Origin of the sequence: Kaistia adipata DSM 17808, from assembly GCF_000423225.1 — a bacterium.
Taxonomy (GTDB): Bacteria; Pseudomonadota; Alphaproteobacteria; order Rhizobiales; family Kaistiaceae; genus Kaistia; species Kaistia adipata.
On record NZ_KE383991.1, the window covers coordinates 320,538 to 337,689 of the forward strand.

The following is a 17,152-nucleotide window of genomic DNA, read 5'->3' on the forward strand; positions in this document are numbered from 1 at the left end:
CGTGATTCCCACTGAGGTTGCCGGAGGAAGACTGCGATTCTATCGTGCATTTATTCTGGGTCCGCGCCGCACCGCGCGATCGACTTATGGGGGAATCCATGAATCTCAAACGCGCCTTGGCAGCCACGCTCCTCGCCGGAACGGTCTCGCTCACCGGCGGCGGCACCGCCCACGCCGAGAACTTCTTCAAGATGCTGTTCCAGGGCAGCGACAACTTCCGCCCGCAGGCCTCCGGCCCCGGCTCCTCCCTCCCCCAGAAATACCAGCGCCAGCGCGTGCGCTACAACACCAACGAGAAGCCCGGCACCATCATCATCCATTCGGACGAGAAGTTCCTGTATCTGGTCGAAGGCAACGGCAAGGCGATGCGCTATGGCGTCGGCGTCGGTCGCGAGGGCTTCGGCTGGAAGGGCAATGTCACGATCGGCCGTAAGGCCGAGTGGCCCGGCTGGACGCCGCCGGCCTCGATGCGGGCCCGCGAGCGCGCCAAGGGCCGGATCCTGCCGGCCTATATGGAAGGCGGCCCGAAGAACCCGCTCGGCGCCCGCGCCATGTATCTCTATCGCGGCGGCAAGGACACGATCTTCCGCATCCACGGCACCAGCGAGCCCTGGACGATCGGCCACAACGTATCGTCGGGGTGCATCCGTCTGGTCAACGCCGACGTCAGCGACCTCTATTCGCGCGTACCGATCGGCACCAAGGTCGTCGTGCGATAGGCCGCATTCCGGGGCGGCCGCGCGCCGCCCCGATCCCGCCCGTCAGCCGACGGGCGCCGGCACCGGGGCCGCGTAGGCCTTCAGGAAGATGCGCACCGCGCTGTCGACGCGACGGCCGATCTCCTGCTCGTCCGGGCTTTCGCTGACCCCGAACAGAACGCGGCGCATCGTGCCGCTCTGCGACAGCTCCACGAATTGCTGTGCCGCCAGCGGGCAGTCGTCAATATCGAGGACGCCGGCCTTCGTCTGCGCGTCGAGATATTCCCGCAGCAGCTCCGTGCAGAGCGCAGGCCCGTTCGAATAGAACTCGACACCGATCTCCGGCATGCGATTGATGATCGAGAAGACCGACCGCATCGCCTTCACGTAGTAGGGCCGGGTCAGGAGTTCGCACACTTCGCGGCCGAACTTCTTCAGAACCGCCTCGACGTCGTGATCCTCGAAATCGAGCTTCACGACGCGGAACAGTTCCTGGCGCTTCTCCGAGGAGATCAGCTCGACGAAAAGGCGCTCCTTATTGGCGAAATAGACATAGAGGGTGCCCTTCGAGACGCCGGCCGCGCGCGCGATATCGTTCATGCTGGCAGCGTCGAAGCCTTTCTCCAGAAAGACCTGACTGGCGCCACGCATGATCTGCTCGCGTTTGCGTGGATCCTGCCCCGCCCCGCTTTCGTCGACAGCGCGCGGTGCATCTGCGAGTGACACGGTTCTACTCCCCTGAAGCTGCGATCTGCCGGCCGTTCTACAGGCCCTGAATCAGATCGGAACTATTACCGTTCAGAACTACCAAGAAAGCGGCGCCCGATCCAATCGCGCGGTGGGGCTCAGCTGACGGCACACATTTTCTTGACCGAACCGTTCAGTTCGATCTTGATTTAGACGCTCGACGGGTCTAGTTCAAGCGCCTCTGACCGAACCGTTCGGTCAAAAGATTTTTCCGGCGCCGCGGACTGGAGACAAGTCATGGCGAAGGTCGCATTGATCGATAATTCCGACGATACCGGCGTTTCGGAGCTGGAGCCCTTCCAGCGCCAGGGCGCCGAAGCCACACCGCCGCCGCCCGCGGTCGCGCCAGTCGCCGAGCGCCCCCCGTCGCCCGGCGCCGTGAGCGAGGCCAAGGCCGCGCCTGCCCCACCCCCGGCCAAACGCGGTGGGCGGCGGCGGTTTCTCCTCCTGACCATCGCCGTCGCGGCCATTGCGGCCGGCGGCTATTTCGGTCACGAATGGTGGACCGTCGGCCGCTTCATGGTCTCGACCGACGACGCCTATGTCGGCGCCGACACCTCGACCGTCGCCCCGCGTCTCGCCGGCTACGTGACGGAAGTCGCCGTCGCCAACAACACCGCCGTCAAGACGGGCGATCCGCTCGTCTATCTCGACGATTCCGACCAGAAGCTGGCCGTCGTCGCCGCGGAGAACCTGGTCGCCGCCCAGCAGGCGGCGATTGCGCGGATCGACCGGCAGATCGAGGCCGGCCGCGCCAGCGTCGCCCAGGCGCAGACGGCGATCACCGTCGCCAACGCGGATGCGGAACTGGCCGCCGCCGACCTGGAACGCGCCACGGCGCTCGCCAAGAACCAGTTCGCGACCCAGCAGGCGCTGCAGCAGGCCAAGGCGACGCGCGACAAGACCGCCGCCAATGTCCAGGCCGCCATGGCCGGGCTGCAGACGGCGGAGGCCAATGTCGCGGTGCTGGAGGCGCAGCGCACCGAGGCCGAGCGCGCGCTCGACCAGGACCGGACGACGCTTGACCAGAAGAAGCTCGATCTCGAGCACATGGTCGTGCGCGCGCCGTTCGACGGCATCGTCGGCAACCGCGCCGTCCAGCCGGGCCAGTATGTCGCGACCGGCCAGCGCCTGCTCGCCGTCGTGCCGCTGCAGGACGTCTATGTCGACGCCAACTTCAAGGAAACGCAGCTCGGCCGAATCCAGCCGGGCGCGACAGCCAGCGTCAGCGTCGATGCCTTCGACGAAAAGCCGATCCTCGGCACGGTCGAGAGCGTGGCGCCGGCCTCCGGCGCCGTGTTCAGCCTGCTGCCGCCGGACAACGCCACGGGCAACTTCACCAAGATCACCCAGCGCGTGCCGGTCCGGATCCGCATCCCGGCCGAGGAGGCCGCCAAGGGCCATCTGCGTCCGGGTCTCTCGGTCGTCGTCGACATCGACAGCCGCACCGGCGAGCACCCAGTGGTCGCCGCCGCCCCCTGATTCCGCCAGACGTCTCCCCTTCGCGGGGAGGCCTCGAGAGGGGACGAGCCAACCGTCCCTACCGGTTCGCCCGCCCCTCTCGATCCACCCGACCGTCGTCGCACGGCCGTGACGCCGCCAGGCCATCCGGGCCTGTGATTTCGGGGCCCATGCCCCAGGAGACGATGATGGCCGCTCCCCAGCCGCCGCCCGCCCTGCCCGAAATGACGCCGCGCCGCATGCTCGGCTTCGTCGCCATGGCCGTCGGCATGTTCATGGCGATCCTCGACATCCAGATCGTCTCCTCGTCGCTGACGGAGATCCAGGCCGGCCTGTCCGCCAGCGCGCAGGAAATCTCCTGGGTCCAGACGGCCTACCTGATCGCCGAGATCATCATGATCCCGCTGTCGGGCTTCCTCGGCCGCGCCCTCTCCACCCGCTATCTCTTCGCCATCGCCGCCGGTGGCTTCACCATCACCTCGATCGGCTGCGCGACGTCGAGCTCGATCGGCGAGATGATCGCCTGGCGCGCCGCGCAGGGCTTCATCGGCGGCGGCATGATCCCGGCCGTCTTCGCGGCTGCCTTCACGATCTTCCCGCCCAATCGCCGCGCCATGGTCTCGGCCATCGTCGGCCTGATCGCGACGCTGGCACCGACCGTCGGCCCGACGATCGGCGGTTACCTGACCAACCTGTTCTCCTGGCACTGGCTGTTCCTGATCAACGTCATCCCCGGCATCTTCGTGACGCTCGGCGTGCTGGCCTTCGTCGACTGGGACAAGCCGAACTTCAAGCTCCTGCAGCATTTCGACTATTTCGGTCTGATCACGCTCGCGGCGTTCCTCGGCAGCCTCGAATATGTCCTCGAGGAAGGCTCGGCCAACGACTGGTTCCAGGACGAGGCGATCGCCATCCTGGCCGTCGTCACGGTCGTGGCCGGCATCCTGTTCTTCTGGCGCGCCCTGACGGCGCGCGAGCCGATCGTCGACGTCCGCGCCTTCCAGAACCGCAACTTCGCGACCGGCGCGCTGTTCTCGTTCATGCTCGGCGTCGGGCTCTATGGCCTCGTCTATCTCTACCCGGTCTATCTGGCGCGGGTGCGCGGCTACGACTCGCTGCAGATCGGCGAGACGATGTTCGTCACCGGCCTGTTCATGATGATGACCGCGCCGATCGTCGGCCGGCTCGGCCAGAAGATGGACCCGCGCATCATGATGGGGTTCGGCCTGACGCTGTTCGCGATTTCCTGTCTCGAGCTGGTGCCGATCACCAAGGACTGGGCCTTCAACGAGCTGTTCATCCCGCAGGCCATGCGCGGCGTCGCGCTGATGACGTCGATGATGCCGGTGTCGATGCTGGCGCTCGGCACGCTGCCGCCCGAGCGGATGAAGAACGCCTCGGGCCTGTTCAACCTGACCCGCAATCTCGGCGGCGCGGTCGGGCTCGCCGTCATCACGACGATCCTGAACAAGCGCTGGGACCTGCACATCACCCGCCTGCATGAGCAGGTGCAGTGGGGGCGCGAGGCGGCGACGGAACGGCTCGACATGATGACCAAGGGCTTCGCCACGCTCGGCTCCGACGCCAACCTGGCGGCGCTCAAGACGCTGACCCAGATGGTGAAGCGCGAGGCGCTCGTGATGGCCTTCTCGGATGTCTTCCTGGTGCTGGCGGTGCTGTTCGGCCTGATCGTCCTGCTCGTGCCGCTCGCCCAGAAGCCCCAGGCAGCCCCCGCCGGTGGAGGCGGCGGCCACTGAACCGCCGGCCCGACGCGCCCGACGCAGATTGAGATCGCCGGGCGAGAGGACTAGGCTTCCTTCCATCGATTCATCCGGCCGACGCCGGGGCCCGCCCTCCCCCGGCGGACGATACGAACATTGGCGACAGATCTCATGGATGCTTCCGCTTCGGCGCGCCCCGGCCCGCCTCCGCTCGACCACGCGACCGTCCGCTCGATCATCATCGGCGTCATGCTGGCCATGTTCCTGGCCGCGCTCGACCAGACGATCATCGCGACGGCGCTGCCGACCATCGGCCGCGAGCTCGGCGACCTGCAGAATATCGCCTGGGTTGTCACCGCCTATCTGCTGTCGTCGACCGCGGTGACGCCGCTCTACGGCAAGCTCTCCGACATCCATGGCCGCCGCACCGTGATGCTGATCGCTATCGTGATCTTCATCATCGGCTCGATCGCCTGCGCGATCGCGCCGACCATGACGGCGCTGATCCTCGCGCGCTTCCTGCAGGGCCTCGGCGGCGGCGGCCTGATCTCGCTCGCCAACACCATCGTCGGCGACGCCATCTCGCCGAAGGAACGCGCCAAGTACATGGGCTATTTCGGCGCCGTGTTCGCGCTCTCGAGCGTCGCCGGCCCGGTGCTGGGCGGCGTGCTCTCCGAGGCGTTCCACTGGTCGCTGATCTTCTGGATCAACATTCCGCTCGGCCTCATCGCCTTCCTGATGACGTTCAACGCGCTGAAGAAGCTGCCGCAGAACAACCGTCCGCACCGGCTCGACGTCGTCGGAGCGCTGCTCTTGGTGATCGCCTCGGTGCTGCTGCTGCTCGCCATCAGCTGGGGTGGCGTGTCCTATCCCTGGCTGTCGTTGCAGATCCTCGGCCTTGTCGCCGGCTCGGTGGTGGCCTGGGCGCTGTTCACGCTGCGCGTTCTGACCGCGCCGGAGCCGTTCCTGCCGGTCGGCGTGCTGCGCGACCAAGTCGTCGCGACGGCGACGCTCGCCGGCTTCTTCGGCATCGGCACCATGGTCGGCCTTTCGATCTACATGCCGCTCTTCTTCCAGTCGGTGAAGCATCTGTCGGCGGCCGAGTCCGGCTTCGCGCTCATTCCGCTGTCGATCGGCACGGTCTTCGGCGCCCAGTTCTCCGGCCGGGTGATGGCGCGCGTCACCCACTACAAGCGGTCGCCGGTCGTCGGCCTGATCGTCGCGATCCTCCTCACCTTCATGCTGGCCGCCTTCGCCGCCGATCTCGACACCATCACCATCCAGGTGCTGCTCGGAATCATCGGCGCGGGTCTCGGCACGCTCTTCCCGGTCACGCTCGTCGTCGCCCAGAACGCCGTCGCGCTGCACCATCTCGGCACCGCGACCGCGGCCGTGAACTTCATGCGCTCGCTCGGCAGCGCGATCCTCGTGGCGGCCTTCGGCGCCATCCTGCTCGCGGGTCTCGGCACCATCTCGGACGACGCGGGAACCTCGGTCGAGGCGAAGATCGCCTCGGCGGCAGAGTCGGGCGTTTCGCTCGCCGGCGCCTTCACGGGCATTTTCATCGCGGCCGGTATCTGCGCGGCGATCGCGCTCGTCCTGCTCCTCGTCATGGAAGAGCGGCCACTCCGTGGTGGGCGCGTCTCCGCGCCCACCAGCATGGAGCACTGACCGCTTCGCGACCCCGCTCCACCATGCCGGCGCGCGACGCCGGCATGGAATGCCGCATCGCCGGATGGCAGCGGTGCCCCCGACCCGGCCAGCCTGCCTCGAAGTGTGCCGGCGGCAAGCTGCATCAGCCTGCCGCCGCCTGCATCGGACGCGCCGTGCGCGTCGGTCGGGATCAGTCGATCAGCTTGTAGGCCGGGACCGTCAGGAAGGCCTCGAAGGTCTTGGCGGTCGAGAGCTTGGCGAAGAGGTCGATCGCCTCCGGGAAACGGCCGGCGGCGTAGTTGTCCGGGCCGACTTCGCCCTTCACGACTTCCATCTCCTCGGCCAGCGCGCGACGGAAGAGCTCTTCCGTCACCTTCTGGCCGTCTTCCAGCGTCGCCTCGAAGTTCAGCTGCTGCCAGATCTGCGCGCGGCTGATCTCGGCCGTCGCCGCGTCTTCCATCAGATTGTAGATCGGCACCGCGCCGCGGCCGCGCAGCCACGCCTCGATGTACTGGACGCCGACGCGGATGTTGTGGCGGAGACCCTCTTCCGTGCGCGTACCCTCGTGGATCGCGAGCATGTCCTTCTGGCCGAAGGAGACTTCCTCGCGCAGCTTGCCGAGCTGGTTCGGCGTCGGCATCAGGCGGTCGAAGACCTCCATGGCGACCGGCACGAGATCCGGATGCGCGACCCAGGTGCCGTCATGACCGGCATTGGCCTCGCGCTCCTTGTCGGCCTTGACGCGGGCGAAGGCGGCGGCGTTCGCTTCCGGATTGTTCTTGACCGGGATCTGCGCCGCCATGCCGCCCATGGCGAAGGCGCCGCGGCGGTGGCAGGTCTTGATCAAGAGCTCCGAATAGGCGAGCAGGAACGCCTTGCCCATGACGACCTGGCCGCGATCCGGCAGCAGGTAGTCGCTGTTGTTGCGCAGCGTCTTGATGAACGAGAAGATGTAGTCCCAGCGGCCGCAATTGAGGCCGGCCATGTGGTCCTTCAGCTCGTAGAGGATCTCGTCCATCTCGAAGGCAGCCGGCAGCGTCTCGATCAGCACCGTCGCCTTGATCGTGCCGTGCTTGAGGCCGAGCGCCGCCTCGGCATAGGTGAAGACCTCGTCCCAGAGACGCGCCTCCAGATGGCTCTCGGTCTTGGGCAGGTAGAAATACGGGCCCGAACCCTGCGCCAGCGCAGCCTTGGCGTTGTGGAAGACATAGAGGCCGAAATCGACCAGCGAGCCAGACGCGTCCTTGCCGTCAAAGGTGATGTGGCGCTCGGGCAGGTGCCAGCCGCGCGGACGGATGATCAGCACGGCCGGATTGGCGCCGAGCTTGTATTCCTTGCCGCGCGGATCGGTGAAGTCGATCTTGTTGGCCCAGCGATCTTTCAGGTTGATCTGGCCCTCGACCATGTTGGCCCAGACCGGCGAGGAGGCGTCCTCGAAGTCCGCCATGAAGACCTTCGCGCCGGAGTTGAGCGCGTTGACGATCATCTTGCGGTCGACCGGGCCGGTGATCTCGACGCGGCGATCCTGCAGGTCGGCCGGGATCGGCGCCACCTTCCAGTCGCCCTCACGGATCGCCTTGGTCTCGGGCAGGAAGTCCGGCAGGCCGCCCTTGTCAAAGTAGACCTGGCGCTCGTTGCGGAACTCGAGCAGCGCGCGGCGCTTCGCATCGAAGCGGCCATGCAACTCGGCGACGAAGGCGAGCGCTTCAGGCGTCAGGATCTCGTCGAAGCGCGGCCCGATGGCGCCCTTGACGACAAGGCGTTCAGCGTTGGTGGCGGACATGATCTCTCCTCGGGTGACAGGTCGGCGCGGACTATGCCACGCCGCCGTCTTCAACTGAACATGCGGGAACAGGGCAGAACTTTTTCCAAACAGGAACAAGTCAGCCTATTGCGCGCGGTAGCGCTCGATCCTTTCGGCGAAGTCGCGCGCCGCTTGGGCCGGGTCTTCCGCCGCCATGATCGCCGAGACGACGGAGACGCCATCCGCGCCGGCGGCCAGCGCCCGCTCGACATGATCGGGCTTGATGCCGCCGATCGCCACCACCGGCAGCGGCGCCCGCGCGACGAGCTCGGCCAGCCCGTCGAAGCCGATCGGCGTCGAGGCGTTGGTCTTGGTGGGCGTCGCGAAAAGCGGGCCGATGCCGAGATAGTCGGCCGGGCCGAGATCGCCGCCGGCAACCTGCGCGAAGGTCGAGGTCGAGAGCCCGAGGATGCGATCCGGCCCGATCAGCGCGCGCACCTTGTCGGTCGGCATGTCGCTCTGGCCGACATGCACGCCCTCCGCGCCAACGGCGAGCGCGACGTCGACGCGGTCATTGATGATGAGCGGAATGCCATGCGGCCGCAGCACGCCCAGCAGCGCCTCGGCGGTCTCGATCAGCGAGCGCGTCGAGGCGTCGGGATCGCGCAGCTGCACCAGGGTGACGCCGCCTGAAATCGCCTGCCGCACCGTCTCGACGACCCCGCGCGGGCCCGCGAGCCGCGCATCGGTGATCAGATAGAGCGAAAGGTCGAACGGAATGGCCATTACGATTCCTCGATGAGAGTGATCGACGCATTGGCGGCGATCATAGCCGCATCGGCATTGTGAAGCGCGTCGCAAAGCTCCGCCGGCAGATGCCCGGGCCCGTTGACGCGCGACGCGGCGACCGCGCCGGCCGCGCCATAGACGGCGAGCGCCGCGACGGCCGCGTCGAAGGGCGGGCGGACGGCCGCGAAGGCCGCCACGGTGGCGGAGAGCGCGCAGCCGAGCGCTGTCGACAACGGCATCAGCGCGCTGCCGCCGGTGATCGCCGCGACCCGGCCGCCATCGGTGACATAGTCCGTCTCGCCGGTGATCGCGACGACAGCGCCCGTCGCGCGCGCCAGCGCCTTGCCGGCGGCGAGCGCGGCGTCGGACGAGGCGGTCGAGTCGACGCCCTTGCCCCCTGCCCCGGCCGCGCCGGCGAGGCTCATGATCTCGCTGGCATTGCCGCGGATGATGGCCGGATGGGCGCGGCTCATCTCGACGGCGAAATCGGTGCGGAACTTTGTCGCGCCGCAGCCGACCGGATCCAGCACCCACGGTTTGCCGAGCGCCACGGCGCGCGCGGCCGCCTTGCGCATGCCGGGCAGCCAGTCGGGCGAGAGCGTACCGATGTTGATGACGAGGGCGTTCGAGATCGCGACGAACTCGTCGACCTCGGCTTCGGAATGCACCATGGCGGGCGATGCGCCGACGGCGAGCAGCACATTGGCCGAGATCGTCATGGCGACGTAGTTGGTGATGTTCTGCACCAGCGGCCGGGCGGCGCGCATGGCGTCGAGCGCGGCGGCGGCCTCGGCGATCGAAACGGGCGATTGGTTGGTGGCAGGCATGAGAAGACGTCCTTTGCTTTGACGCAGGACGGAAGACGGCAAGAGCATCTGCGCGCTTGGCTCAATCCCTCCGCCGGCATGATCCGGATCAGGTTCGCGGGTTAGTCCGAAGACCTCTCAGCCAGGATTCAGATGAATCAGGGCACCCCGATGAGACGAGCGGGACCCTATCACGGGTCGCCCCGCGCGCAAGGGGCGTCGCCGCCGGCCCGCCCGGATCCCGGCGGACTGGTGAGTCGGTCGCGACGCGCGTAGCCTGTCGCTGCACAGCGGGCGGAGCGACGGGCATGGGCAAGGGCCGGATCGAGGCGTTCAGCGACGGCGTGATCGCCATCATCATCACGATCATGGTGCTGGAACTCGAGGTGCCGCACTCGGTCGACATCCACGCGCTGCTGCCGCTGCTGCCGGTCTTTCTCAGCTATGTGCTGAGCTTCGTCATGATCGGCATCTACTGGAACAACCACCACCACATGTTCCATGCCGTCCATCACGTCCGCGGCGGCGTGCTCTGGGCCAATCTGCACCTTCTGTTCTGGATGTCGCTGACCCCGTTTACGACCGCCTGGATGGGCGAGAACCACATCGAGTCCGTGCCCGTCGCGCTCTACGGTTTCGTGCTGATGATGAGCGGCATCGCCTACTACATCCTGGCCCGCGCGCTGATCGCGCTGGAGGGCCGGGATTCTCCGCTGGCGATCGCCTTCGGCCACGATCGCAAGGGCCGGATCTCGGTCGTCATCTACGCAGCAGCGATCGGGCTCGCCTTCGTCAGCCCCTGGATCGCGATCGCCTGCTACGTCGCCGTGGCGCTGATCTGGCTCGTCCCCGACAAGCGGGTGGAGCGGGTGCTTCTATCCGCTCACGCGCAGGGCGACACGGCAGGCCCGCACGGGCCATCGGGATGATCGGCGCGGATAGCGGAACCTCCCGCCCGCATGCTCCGGGTCAGCCGGCGATGCCCGCCGGCTTCGGTCTGCCATAGGCCCAGTCCAGCGGCTTGGTCGGAGCAACTCCGCAGGATTTATCATGTCACGCCATGCAGGATGAGGACGACGGACAATCTCAGAGGCGAACATGACAATGAACTCCTCCACACAGCTCTACGAGGCGCGGCTGAACCGGGTCGTCGATCACATCTACGCCAATCTGGACGACACGATCACCATCGAGAACCTGGCCGAGGTCGCCTGCCTGTCGCCCTATCATTGGCATCGCATCTACACGGCCATGCGCGGCGAGACCATCGCGACGACGATCCGCAGGCTACGCCTGCTGCGCGCGGCGGAGCGGCTGGCCAATTCAGCCATGGCGATCAGGGAAATTGCCGGCCTTGCCGGCTACTCGGCCGTGGAAGCGTTCGGCCGCGCTTTCAAGGACGCCTATGGCAGCGCGCCCGCCGAGTATCGCGCCCGGGGCAGTCACGCGGCCTTTGCACGCGCGGAAGCGCGCGGCGATGAGACCGCCTTTCCCGTCTTGATCGAGCCGGCGTCGGCGTTGCAACTGGTCGGCGTCGCGCATCGCGGCAGCTACATGCAGATCGACCAGGCATTCGGAACACTCTTCGGCGCCCTCGCCGCCCAGTCGCTGCTCGGTACCGGGCCACGCATGATCGGGCTCTTCATGGATGATCCCGATCTCGTGCCACAAGAAGCGCTCCGCTCCATCGCCTGCGCAACGGCGGCACCCGGTGCGAGCCCGGCGCCGCCGCTCGTCACGACCACGATCGCAGGCGGGGCCCATGCACGGCTACGCTACAAGGGCCCCTATGCCGACATGCGCGGCGCCTATCGCTGGCTGATGGGAGTTTGGCTGCCGGCGTCCGGGCGCGAGGCCGCGAATGCCCCGATCTTCGAGGAGTATCTGAACAACCCGCGTGACGTCGCGCCGACAGAATTGCTGACGGACATCTACCTGCCGCTGCAGCCGGCCGACAACGAGGGTCAGCCGGCGATGCCCGCCGGCTTCGGTCCGCCATAGGCCCAGTCCAGCAGCTCGATCGTGTGCACGACCGGGACGCCGGCGCCGTCGGAGAGCTGGGTGATGCAGCCGATATTGCCGGTCGCGACCACGTCGGGGCCGACTTTGGCGATGTTGCCGAGCTTGCGGGCCTTCAACTGCTGCGACAGCTCCGGCTGCAGCATGTTGTATGTACCGGCCGAGCCGCAGCAGAGATGCCCTTCCGGTACGTCGCGCACGGTGAACCCGGCCTTCGACAGCAGCGTTTTCGGCGTCGTCTTGATCTGCTGGCCGTGCTGCATCGAGCAGGCGGAATGATAGGCCACGGTCAGCGGCGCCGGCGGCGCGACCGGCTCGAGCTTCAGGCTCTCGAGATATTCGGTGATGTCCTTGGCGATCGCCGAGACCCGCTTCGCCTTCTCGGCATAGGCGGGATCCTCTCGGAACATGAAGCCATAGTCCTTGATCGTGGTGCCGCAGCCGGACGCTGTGATGATGATGGCGTCGAGCCCGGCGCCGTCCATTTCGGCGATCCAGGCGTCGATGGTGAGCTTCGCCGTCTCGTGCGCCTGGTCGGACTTGCCCATGTGATGCGCGAGCGAGCCGCAGCAGGTCTCGCCCTTGGCGATCACCACCTCGACGCCGACGCGGTTCAGTAGGCGGATCGTCGCCTCGTTGATCGCGGGGTCGAGAACCGGCTGGACGCAGCCGGACAGCAGCGCGACGCGGCCGCGCCGCTCCGCCTGCGCCGGGAACGTGCCGGGACCTTCCGAGGCCGAGCGGCCATGCGGGAAGCGCGGCGCCAGCTTGAGCATGGCACCGATGCGCTTGAAGCCCGGCACCTTGCCGATCGGGCCGGCGAAGGGACGCGCCGCCGCCGCGCCGACAAGGGCGAAGCGGAAGCGGTTGCGATGCGGCAGAACGGTCGAAAGCGCCGCGCGGACGACGCGGTCGGCGAGCGGCCGGCGATAGGTCTTTTCGATATGCGCGCGGGCATGATCGACGAGATGCATGTAATGCACGCCAGACGGGCAGGTCGACATGCAGGAGAGGCAGGACAGGCAGCGATCGACATGCTTGACGACCTGCTCGGTAGCGGGCTTGCCGCCCTCCAGCATGTCCTTGATCAGGTAGATGCGGCCGCGCGGGCTGTCGAGCTCGTCACCGAGCAGCACATAGGTCGGACAGGTCGCCGTGCAGAAGCCGCAATGCACGCAAGTGCGCAGAATCTTTTCGGATTCCCGAACATCCGGGTCGGCGAGCTGGGCAAGGGTAAAGCTGGTCTGCATGGATCACTCGGCCACGGCGGGCGGGGTTATGGACGACGCACAATCCGGCTTGCGCGCCCCGGGAGCATCTGGCATTGGCGACGGGCGCGACATCTCGTCGGCGCAATCAGGGGATGTGTAATGCAGTTTCGTCTTTGGACGGCCGTCGGTGCGGTTGTCGTCTCTTCGCTCGTTCTCGCCGGCGCGGCCAATGCGGAAAACCGCAAGGTCAAGATCATCAACGAGACCAGCAGCGACCTGAACGAATTCTACGCCTCGAATGTCGGTACCAGCGAATGGGAAGAGGACATTCTCGGCGACGACCTCGTACCCGCGGGCGGCTCGGTCACCATCAACATGGATGACGGCAGCGGCTACTGCAAATTCGACTTCAAGGGCGTCTTCGTCGACGACGGCGAAGCCACGCTCGAGGGCATCGACGTCTGCGAAGTCGGCGTGGTCCGCTTCACCGAGTAAGGCCGACAGGCCGGCCCCGGCGCCGATGCGCGCCGGTGGCCATCCCGCGTCTGATGCGGCCGGGAGCATGGCTCACATCCGTCCGGGGTTCAGGATGCCGGCCGGGTCGAAGGTCTCGCGGATCCGGCGCGCCATGGCGGCGACGGGCGCCGCCTCGGGCTGGAAGACGGGAACCGCCGCCCGAAGCGCCGACGAACCACGCACCAGAAGCGCATGGCCGCCCGCGGCAGCAACTGCGCCGCGCACGATCGCCGCACCGCCGTCGCCATCGGCCGGAACGCTCGCCCAGATCAGGCCGCCGGCCCAGTCGTAGAGAAGCCGGGCGCCCAGGGAAGCTTCCAGCTTCGCACCGATCGCGGGACCGTCGCTCGGCCGCACCGAAATGCGCCAGATGACGGCGTCGCGCGGGGCCTCCAGCGCCTCGACGTCGCGGATCGCCTTCCAGAGCACGCGGGAGGCCTCGAGGCCGATTTCCTCGAATGCGCCAAACGGCCGAAGCACCGCCTCGAGCCGGCCGATGCGGTACGCGACCGATGCCGCGAATCCCTCCAGCCGCAGCAGCGTACGCGACGGTGCGCCGTCGACGGCCGGCAGATGCGCCGCGCCGGTGATCTCGAAAGGCGTCGCCAGCGCCTCGGTCATCGCCGCGACCGCGCGTTCGGCCGAGAGCCCGGAAAAGAGCAGCGTCGTCTCGGTCTCGACCTCGGGCAGAAGCTTGTAGGTGACCTCGGTCAGGATGCCGAGCGTGCCCCAGGAGCCCGCCATCAGCTTGACGAAATCGTAGCCGGTGACGTTCTTCATCACCCGGCCGCCGGACTTGATCGTCTCGCCGCGGCCGGTGGTGGCGCGGATACCGATCAGCGAGTCGCGCGCTGCGCCGGCCTGGATCCGGCGCGGGCCGGAGCTGTTCGAAGCCGTGACGCCGCCGATCGTCGGGGTGCCGTGGCCGCCGAGCAGGCGGCGATAGTCGATCGGCTCGAACGGCAGGCGCTGCCGGTTGACGGCAAGCGTCGCCTCGATCTCCGCCATCGGGGTGCCGGCGCGAGCCGAGATGACCAGCTCGGACGGCTCGTAGAGCGTGATGCCACTCATCTGCTGCAGCGACAGCGTGCGGTCGACATGGACATGGCCGCCGATGGCACGCGTGCCGCCGCCGTGGATCGCAAGCCCGCTGCGCGACTGAGCCGCCTCATGCACGATCGCCTCGATCTCGGCCTCGGTGTCGGGGAGAAGGATCGACGTCATCGGCATGCTTTCTGAAAGGACGGGACTGCGGGCATCATCAGACCGGACGCCCCGCAAGCGGAAACACCTTGTGCGGATTGAGCAGCCATTGCGGATCGAGCGCGCTCTTGACCCGCATCTGCTGGTCGAGATCGATCGTGTTGAACTGGTAGGTCATCAGGTCGCGCTTCTCGATGCCGACGCCGTGCTCGCCGGTCAGGCAGCCGCCGAGATCGACGCAGAGCTTGAGGATGTCCTCGCCGCATCGCTCCGCCTTCTCCTGTTCCGCCGGGTCGTTGGCGTTGAAGAGGACGAGCGGGTGCAAATTGCCGTCGCCGGCGTGGAAGATGTTGGAGACGCGCAGGCCGTAGCCGTCGCAGATCCTGGCGATGCCGGTCAGCACGGCGGAGAGCTGGCCGGTCGGGATGGTGCCGTCCATGCAGATATAATCGGCAAGCCGGCCCATGGCGCCGAAGGCGGATTTGCGGCCCTTCCAGATCGCGGCGCTCTCGGCCTCGGACTGCGAGATGCGCAGGCCGGACGGGTTGTAGTCTGCGGCGATCTTGGTGATGCGGCCGATCAGGTCCTCGATCTCGGCCTCGGAACCCTCGACCTCGATGATCAGGAGCGCCTCGACGTCGAGCGGATAGCCGGCATGGGCGAAGGCCTCGCAGACCTTGATCGCCGGCTTGTCCATATATTCGATCGCCACCGGAATGATGCCGGAAGCGATGATCGCCGCGACGCAGGCGCCGGCGTCCTCCGCCGACTGGAAGCCCATCAGCATCGGGCGAGCGCCTTCGGCCATGGGCAGGATGCGCAGCGTCGCCTCGGTGACGACACCGAACTGGCCCTCGGAACCGACGACGAGGCCGAGCAGGTCCAGCCCGCCGGAATCGAGATGGGCGCCGCCGATCTCGACGATCGTGCCGTCGATCAGGACGATCTTCACGCCGAGAACGTTGTTGGTGGTGACACCGTATTTCAGGCAGTGCGCGCCGCCGGAGTTCATCGCGATGTTGCCGGCGATGGTGCAGGCGAGCTGGCTCGACGGATCGGGCGCGTAGAAGAAGCCGAGATGCGAGACGGCGGCGGTGACGCCGAGATTGGTGACGCCGGCCTCGACCCGGATGGTGCGGTTGACGGTGTCGACGTCGAGGATGCGGTTCATCTTCGAGACACCGAGCACGACGGCGTCCTCGCTCGGGATCGCGCCGCCGGCGAGCGACGTGCCGGCGCCGCGGGCGACGACTTTGACGCCTTCCTGGTTCAGGAATGTTAACACCTTGGAAACCTGCTCGGTGGTTTCCGGCAGCACGACGGCGAGCGGCACCCGGCGATAGGCCGTGAGCGCGTCGGTCTCATAGGCGCGGCGCTCGTCCTCCTCGGTGATCAGCGAGGTGGGCGGCAACAGGGCGGCGAGACCGGCGATGATCGCATCGCGACGCGCCAGGATGCGCGGGTCCGGTTTCGGGATTTCAATCACGGACATGGCATCCTCCCTTCCACTTCAGAACCAATCTAAGCGTGGAAAGGTTTGTACCCAAGCCGGGATTGAAAACAATCATCCTTTCCGCAGGATTGAAAGTTACCCGGCTTTTTTGCCAGTATGACCGCCAATGAGCGCCCTGTCGGACATGGAAATCTTCGCCCGCGTCGTCACCGCCGGCAGCCTTTCGGCGGCGGGGCGCGAACTCGGCCTTTCGCCGGCCGTCGTCTCCAAAAGATTGAAGCGGCTGGAGGACCGGCTCGGCACGCGGCTCTTGCAGCGGACCACCCGCCAGATCGCGCTGACCGAGGCGGGCCGCGGCTTCCACGACCGCGTCGTGCAGATCCTCGCCTCGATCGACGAGGCCGAATCCTTCGTCAGCCGGCGCTCTGACGTCGCGCGCGGCACGCTCAAGGTGTCGGCGCCGACCACCTTCGGCCGGCTGCATGTCGCGCCCTATCTCGGCCCCTTCCTGGCGCCCAATCCCGGCCTCACCGTCAATCTCGTACTGTCGGACGAGTTCGTCGACCTGGTAAAGGACAGCGTCGACGTCTCGATCCGGATCGCCGAACTGACCGATTCGAGCCTGGTGGCGCGGCGACTGGCGCCGAATCACCGCCTGCTCTGCGCGACGCCGGCCTATCTCGCCGAACACGGCACCCCGAAGACGATCGCCGACCTCTCGCGGCATTCGCTGCTGGCGACCGCCAGCCAGGATCCCTGGCGGCTGGAAGGCCCGGACGGCCCGGTGACCGTGCATGTCGAGGGCCGGCTCCGGACCAATTCGAACGAGGTGGTGCGCGAGGCCGTGCTCGCCGGACTCGGCATCGCCTTCCGCTCCACCTGGGACGTCGGGCCGGAACTGCGCGAGGGCCGGCTCGCCATCGTGCTGCCGGCCTATCGCGCCTCGCGCCATGTCGCGGTGCATGCCGTCTATCCGAGCCGGCGCTTCCTCGCCGCCAAGGTCAGGCTCTTCATCGACCACCTCGCCGGCCTCTATGGCGAGCGACCGAAATGGGACGAGGGCCTCGACCAGATCCTGGTGCCGGCGCGCGCCTGATCCCTCAGTCGGCGCCGTCGCCATCCGCGTGGTGC

General features: G+C 67.4%; 15 protein-coding genes, 1 pseudogene and 1 riboswitch. Of the genes and pseudogenes, 8 read left to right on the top strand and 8 right to left on the bottom strand.

Features of this window, described 5'->3' with window-relative positions:
* Positions 1-191 precede the first annotated feature (191 nt).
* Positions 192-719, top strand: coding sequence for a L,D-transpeptidase (locus tag G539_RS0114440; RefSeq protein ID WP_051231760.1), 528 nt, complete (start codon positions 192-194; stop codon positions 717-719).
* Between the two features lie 42 nt (positions 720-761).
* On the opposite strand, the gene G539_RS24880 is transcribed toward G539_RS0114440, so the two are convergent.
* Entirely contained in the window at positions 762-1,175 is a 414-nt protein-coding gene (locus G539_RS24880) for a TetR/AcrR family transcriptional regulator C-terminal domain-containing protein (RefSeq protein WP_425402369.1), read from the bottom strand.
* A 21-nt stretch (positions 1,176-1,196) separates the two neighbouring features.
* A pseudogene (locus tag G539_RS27755) lies at positions 1,197-1,382 on the bottom strand (TetR/AcrR family transcriptional regulator); the annotation flags it as partial.
* A 300-nt stretch (positions 1,383-1,682) separates the two neighbouring features.
* On the opposite strand from G539_RS27755, the gene G539_RS0114450 reads away from it, so the two are divergent.
* The 3 genes from G539_RS0114450 to G539_RS0114460 all read left to right on the top strand — a co-directional run bounded on the left by G539_RS0114450 (position 1,683) and on the right by G539_RS0114460 (position 6,298).
* Entirely contained in the window at positions 1,683-2,927 is a 1,245-nt protein-coding gene (locus tag G539_RS0114450; protein WP_029075831.1) for an HlyD family secretion protein, read from the top strand.
* A gap of 167 nt (positions 2,928-3,094) precedes the next feature.
* The gene (locus G539_RS0114455; RefSeq protein ID WP_156911983.1) at positions 3,095-4,663 is read left to right on the top strand and encodes a DHA2 family efflux MFS transporter permease subunit; all 1,569 of its coding nucleotides are present in this window, start codon (positions 3,095-3,097) and stop codon (positions 4,661-4,663) included.
* Positions 4,664-4,798: 135 nt separating this feature from the next.
* Positions 4,799-6,298, top strand: coding sequence for an MDR family MFS transporter (locus G539_RS0114460; RefSeq protein WP_029075833.1), 1,500 nt, complete (start codon positions 4,799-4,801; stop codon positions 6,296-6,298).
* Positions 6,299-6,470: 172 nt separating this feature from the next.
* On the opposite strand, the gene aceB is transcribed toward G539_RS0114460, so the two are convergent.
* From aceB to thiM, 3 genes are all read right to left on the bottom strand, one after another.
* Complete coding sequence (aceB, locus tag G539_RS0114465) at positions 6,471-8,063, bottom strand: malate synthase A (RefSeq protein ID WP_029075834.1); 1,593 nt, start codon at positions 8,061-8,063, stop codon at positions 6,471-6,473.
* A 105-nt stretch (positions 8,064-8,168) separates the two neighbouring features.
* The gene (thiE, locus tag G539_RS0114470) at positions 8,169-8,810 is read right to left on the bottom strand and encodes a thiamine phosphate synthase (protein ID WP_029075835.1); all 642 of its coding nucleotides are present in this window, start codon (positions 8,808-8,810) and stop codon (positions 8,169-8,171) included.
* Positions 8,810-9,640, bottom strand: coding sequence for a hydroxyethylthiazole kinase (gene thiM / locus G539_RS0114475; protein ID WP_051231408.1), 831 nt, complete (start codon positions 9,638-9,640; stop codon positions 8,810-8,812). Before thiM ends, thiE begins: the two co-directional genes overlap by 1 nt.
* A 48-nt stretch (positions 9,641-9,688) precedes the next feature.
* Positions 9,689-9,800: riboswitch (TPP riboswitch) on the bottom strand.
* Between the two features lie 127 nt (positions 9,801-9,927).
* Between thiM and G539_RS24885 the strand changes: the two genes are divergently transcribed.
* Positions 9,928-10,548 (top strand): TMEM175 family protein, encoded by a 621-nt coding sequence (locus tag G539_RS24885; protein ID WP_051231409.1) that lies wholly within the window; start codon positions 9,928-9,930, stop codon positions 10,546-10,548.
* A 175-nt stretch (positions 10,549-10,723) separates the two neighbouring features.
* The gene (locus tag G539_RS24890; protein ID WP_051231411.1) at positions 10,724-11,620 is read left to right on the top strand and encodes an AraC family transcriptional regulator; all 897 of its coding nucleotides are present in this window, start codon (positions 10,724-10,726) and stop codon (positions 11,618-11,620) included.
* Here G539_RS24890 and glcF read toward each other — a convergent pair.
* A complete protein-coding gene (gene glcF / locus G539_RS0114490; RefSeq protein ID WP_029075837.1) occupies positions 11,584-12,888 on the bottom strand; it encodes a glycolate oxidase subunit GlcF in 1,305 nt (434 codons plus the stop codon). The genes G539_RS24890 and glcF overlap by 37 nt on opposite strands.
* A gap of 120 nt (positions 12,889-13,008) precedes the next feature.
* On the opposite strand from glcF, the gene G539_RS0114495 reads away from it, so the two are divergent.
* Entirely contained in the window at positions 13,009-13,344 is a 336-nt protein-coding gene (locus G539_RS0114495; RefSeq protein WP_029075838.1) for a hypothetical protein, read from the top strand.
* Between the two features lie 72 nt (positions 13,345-13,416).
* Here the strand turns inward: G539_RS0114495 and G539_RS0114500 are convergent, their stop codons facing one another.
* Together G539_RS0114500 and G539_RS0114505 are read right to left on the bottom strand one after the other, a co-directional pair.
* Positions 13,417-14,595 (bottom strand): FAD-binding protein, encoded by a 1,179-nt coding sequence (locus tag G539_RS0114500; RefSeq protein ID WP_425402356.1) that lies wholly within the window; start codon positions 14,593-14,595, stop codon positions 13,417-13,419.
* A gap of 31 nt (positions 14,596-14,626) precedes the next feature.
* Positions 14,627-16,060 carry an FAD-linked oxidase C-terminal domain-containing protein gene (locus G539_RS0114505; protein WP_029075840.1) on the bottom strand — a complete coding sequence of 478 codons (1,434 nt, stop codon included), beginning with the start codon at positions 16,058-16,060 and terminating at the stop codon, positions 14,627-14,629.
* A gap of 127 nt (positions 16,061-16,187) precedes the next feature.
* Between G539_RS0114505 and G539_RS0114510 the strand changes: the two genes are divergently transcribed.
* Positions 16,188-17,117 carry a LysR family transcriptional regulator gene (locus tag G539_RS0114510; protein ID WP_029075841.1) on the top strand — a complete coding sequence of 310 codons (930 nt, stop codon included), beginning with the start codon at positions 16,188-16,190 and terminating at the stop codon, positions 17,115-17,117.
* Positions 17,118-17,152: the final 35 nt, after the last annotated feature.

Coding starts and splice junctions, on each gene's coding strand:
- G539_RS0114440 (WP_051231760.1), top strand. CDS start 192: ATGCTGTTCCAGGGCAGCGACAACTTCCGCCCGCAGGCCTCCGGCCCC.
- G539_RS0114450 (WP_029075831.1), top strand. CDS start 1,683: ATGGCGAAGGTCGCATTGATCGATAATTCCGACGATACCGGCGTTTCG.
- G539_RS0114455 (WP_156911983.1), top strand. CDS start 3,095: ATGGCCGCTCCCCAGCCGCCGCCCGCCCTGCCCGAAATGACGCCGCGC.
- G539_RS0114460 (WP_029075833.1), top strand. CDS start 4,799: ATGGATGCTTCCGCTTCGGCGCGCCCCGGCCCGCCTCCGCTCGACCAC.
- aceB (WP_029075834.1), bottom strand. CDS start 8,063: ATGTCCGCCACCAACGCTGAACGCCTTGTCGTCAAGGGCGCCATCGGG.
- thiE (WP_029075835.1), bottom strand. CDS start 8,810: ATGGCCATTCCGTTCGACCTTTCGCTCTATCTGATCACCGATGCGCGG.
- thiM (WP_051231408.1), bottom strand. CDS start 9,640: ATGCCTGCCACCAACCAATCGCCCGTTTCGATCGCCGAGGCCGCCGCC.
- G539_RS24885 (WP_051231409.1), top strand. CDS start 9,928: ATGGGCAAGGGCCGGATCGAGGCGTTCAGCGACGGCGTGATCGCCATC.
- G539_RS24890 (WP_051231411.1), top strand. CDS start 10,724: ATGAACTCCTCCACACAGCTCTACGAGGCGCGGCTGAACCGGGTCGTC.
- glcF (WP_029075837.1), bottom strand. CDS start 12,888: ATGCAGACCAGCTTTACCCTTGCCCAGCTCGCCGACCCGGATGTTCGG.
- G539_RS0114495 (WP_029075838.1), top strand. CDS start 13,009: ATGCAGTTTCGTCTTTGGACGGCCGTCGGTGCGGTTGTCGTCTCTTCG.
- G539_RS0114500 (WP_425402356.1), bottom strand. CDS start 14,595: ATGCCGATGACGTCGATCCTTCTCCCCGACACCGAGGCCGAGATCGAG.
- G539_RS0114505 (WP_029075840.1), bottom strand. CDS start 16,060: ATGTCCGTGATTGAAATCCCGAAACCGGACCCGCGCATCCTGGCGCGT.
- G539_RS0114510 (WP_029075841.1), top strand. CDS start 16,188: ATGAGCGCCCTGTCGGACATGGAAATCTTCGCCCGCGTCGTCACCGCC.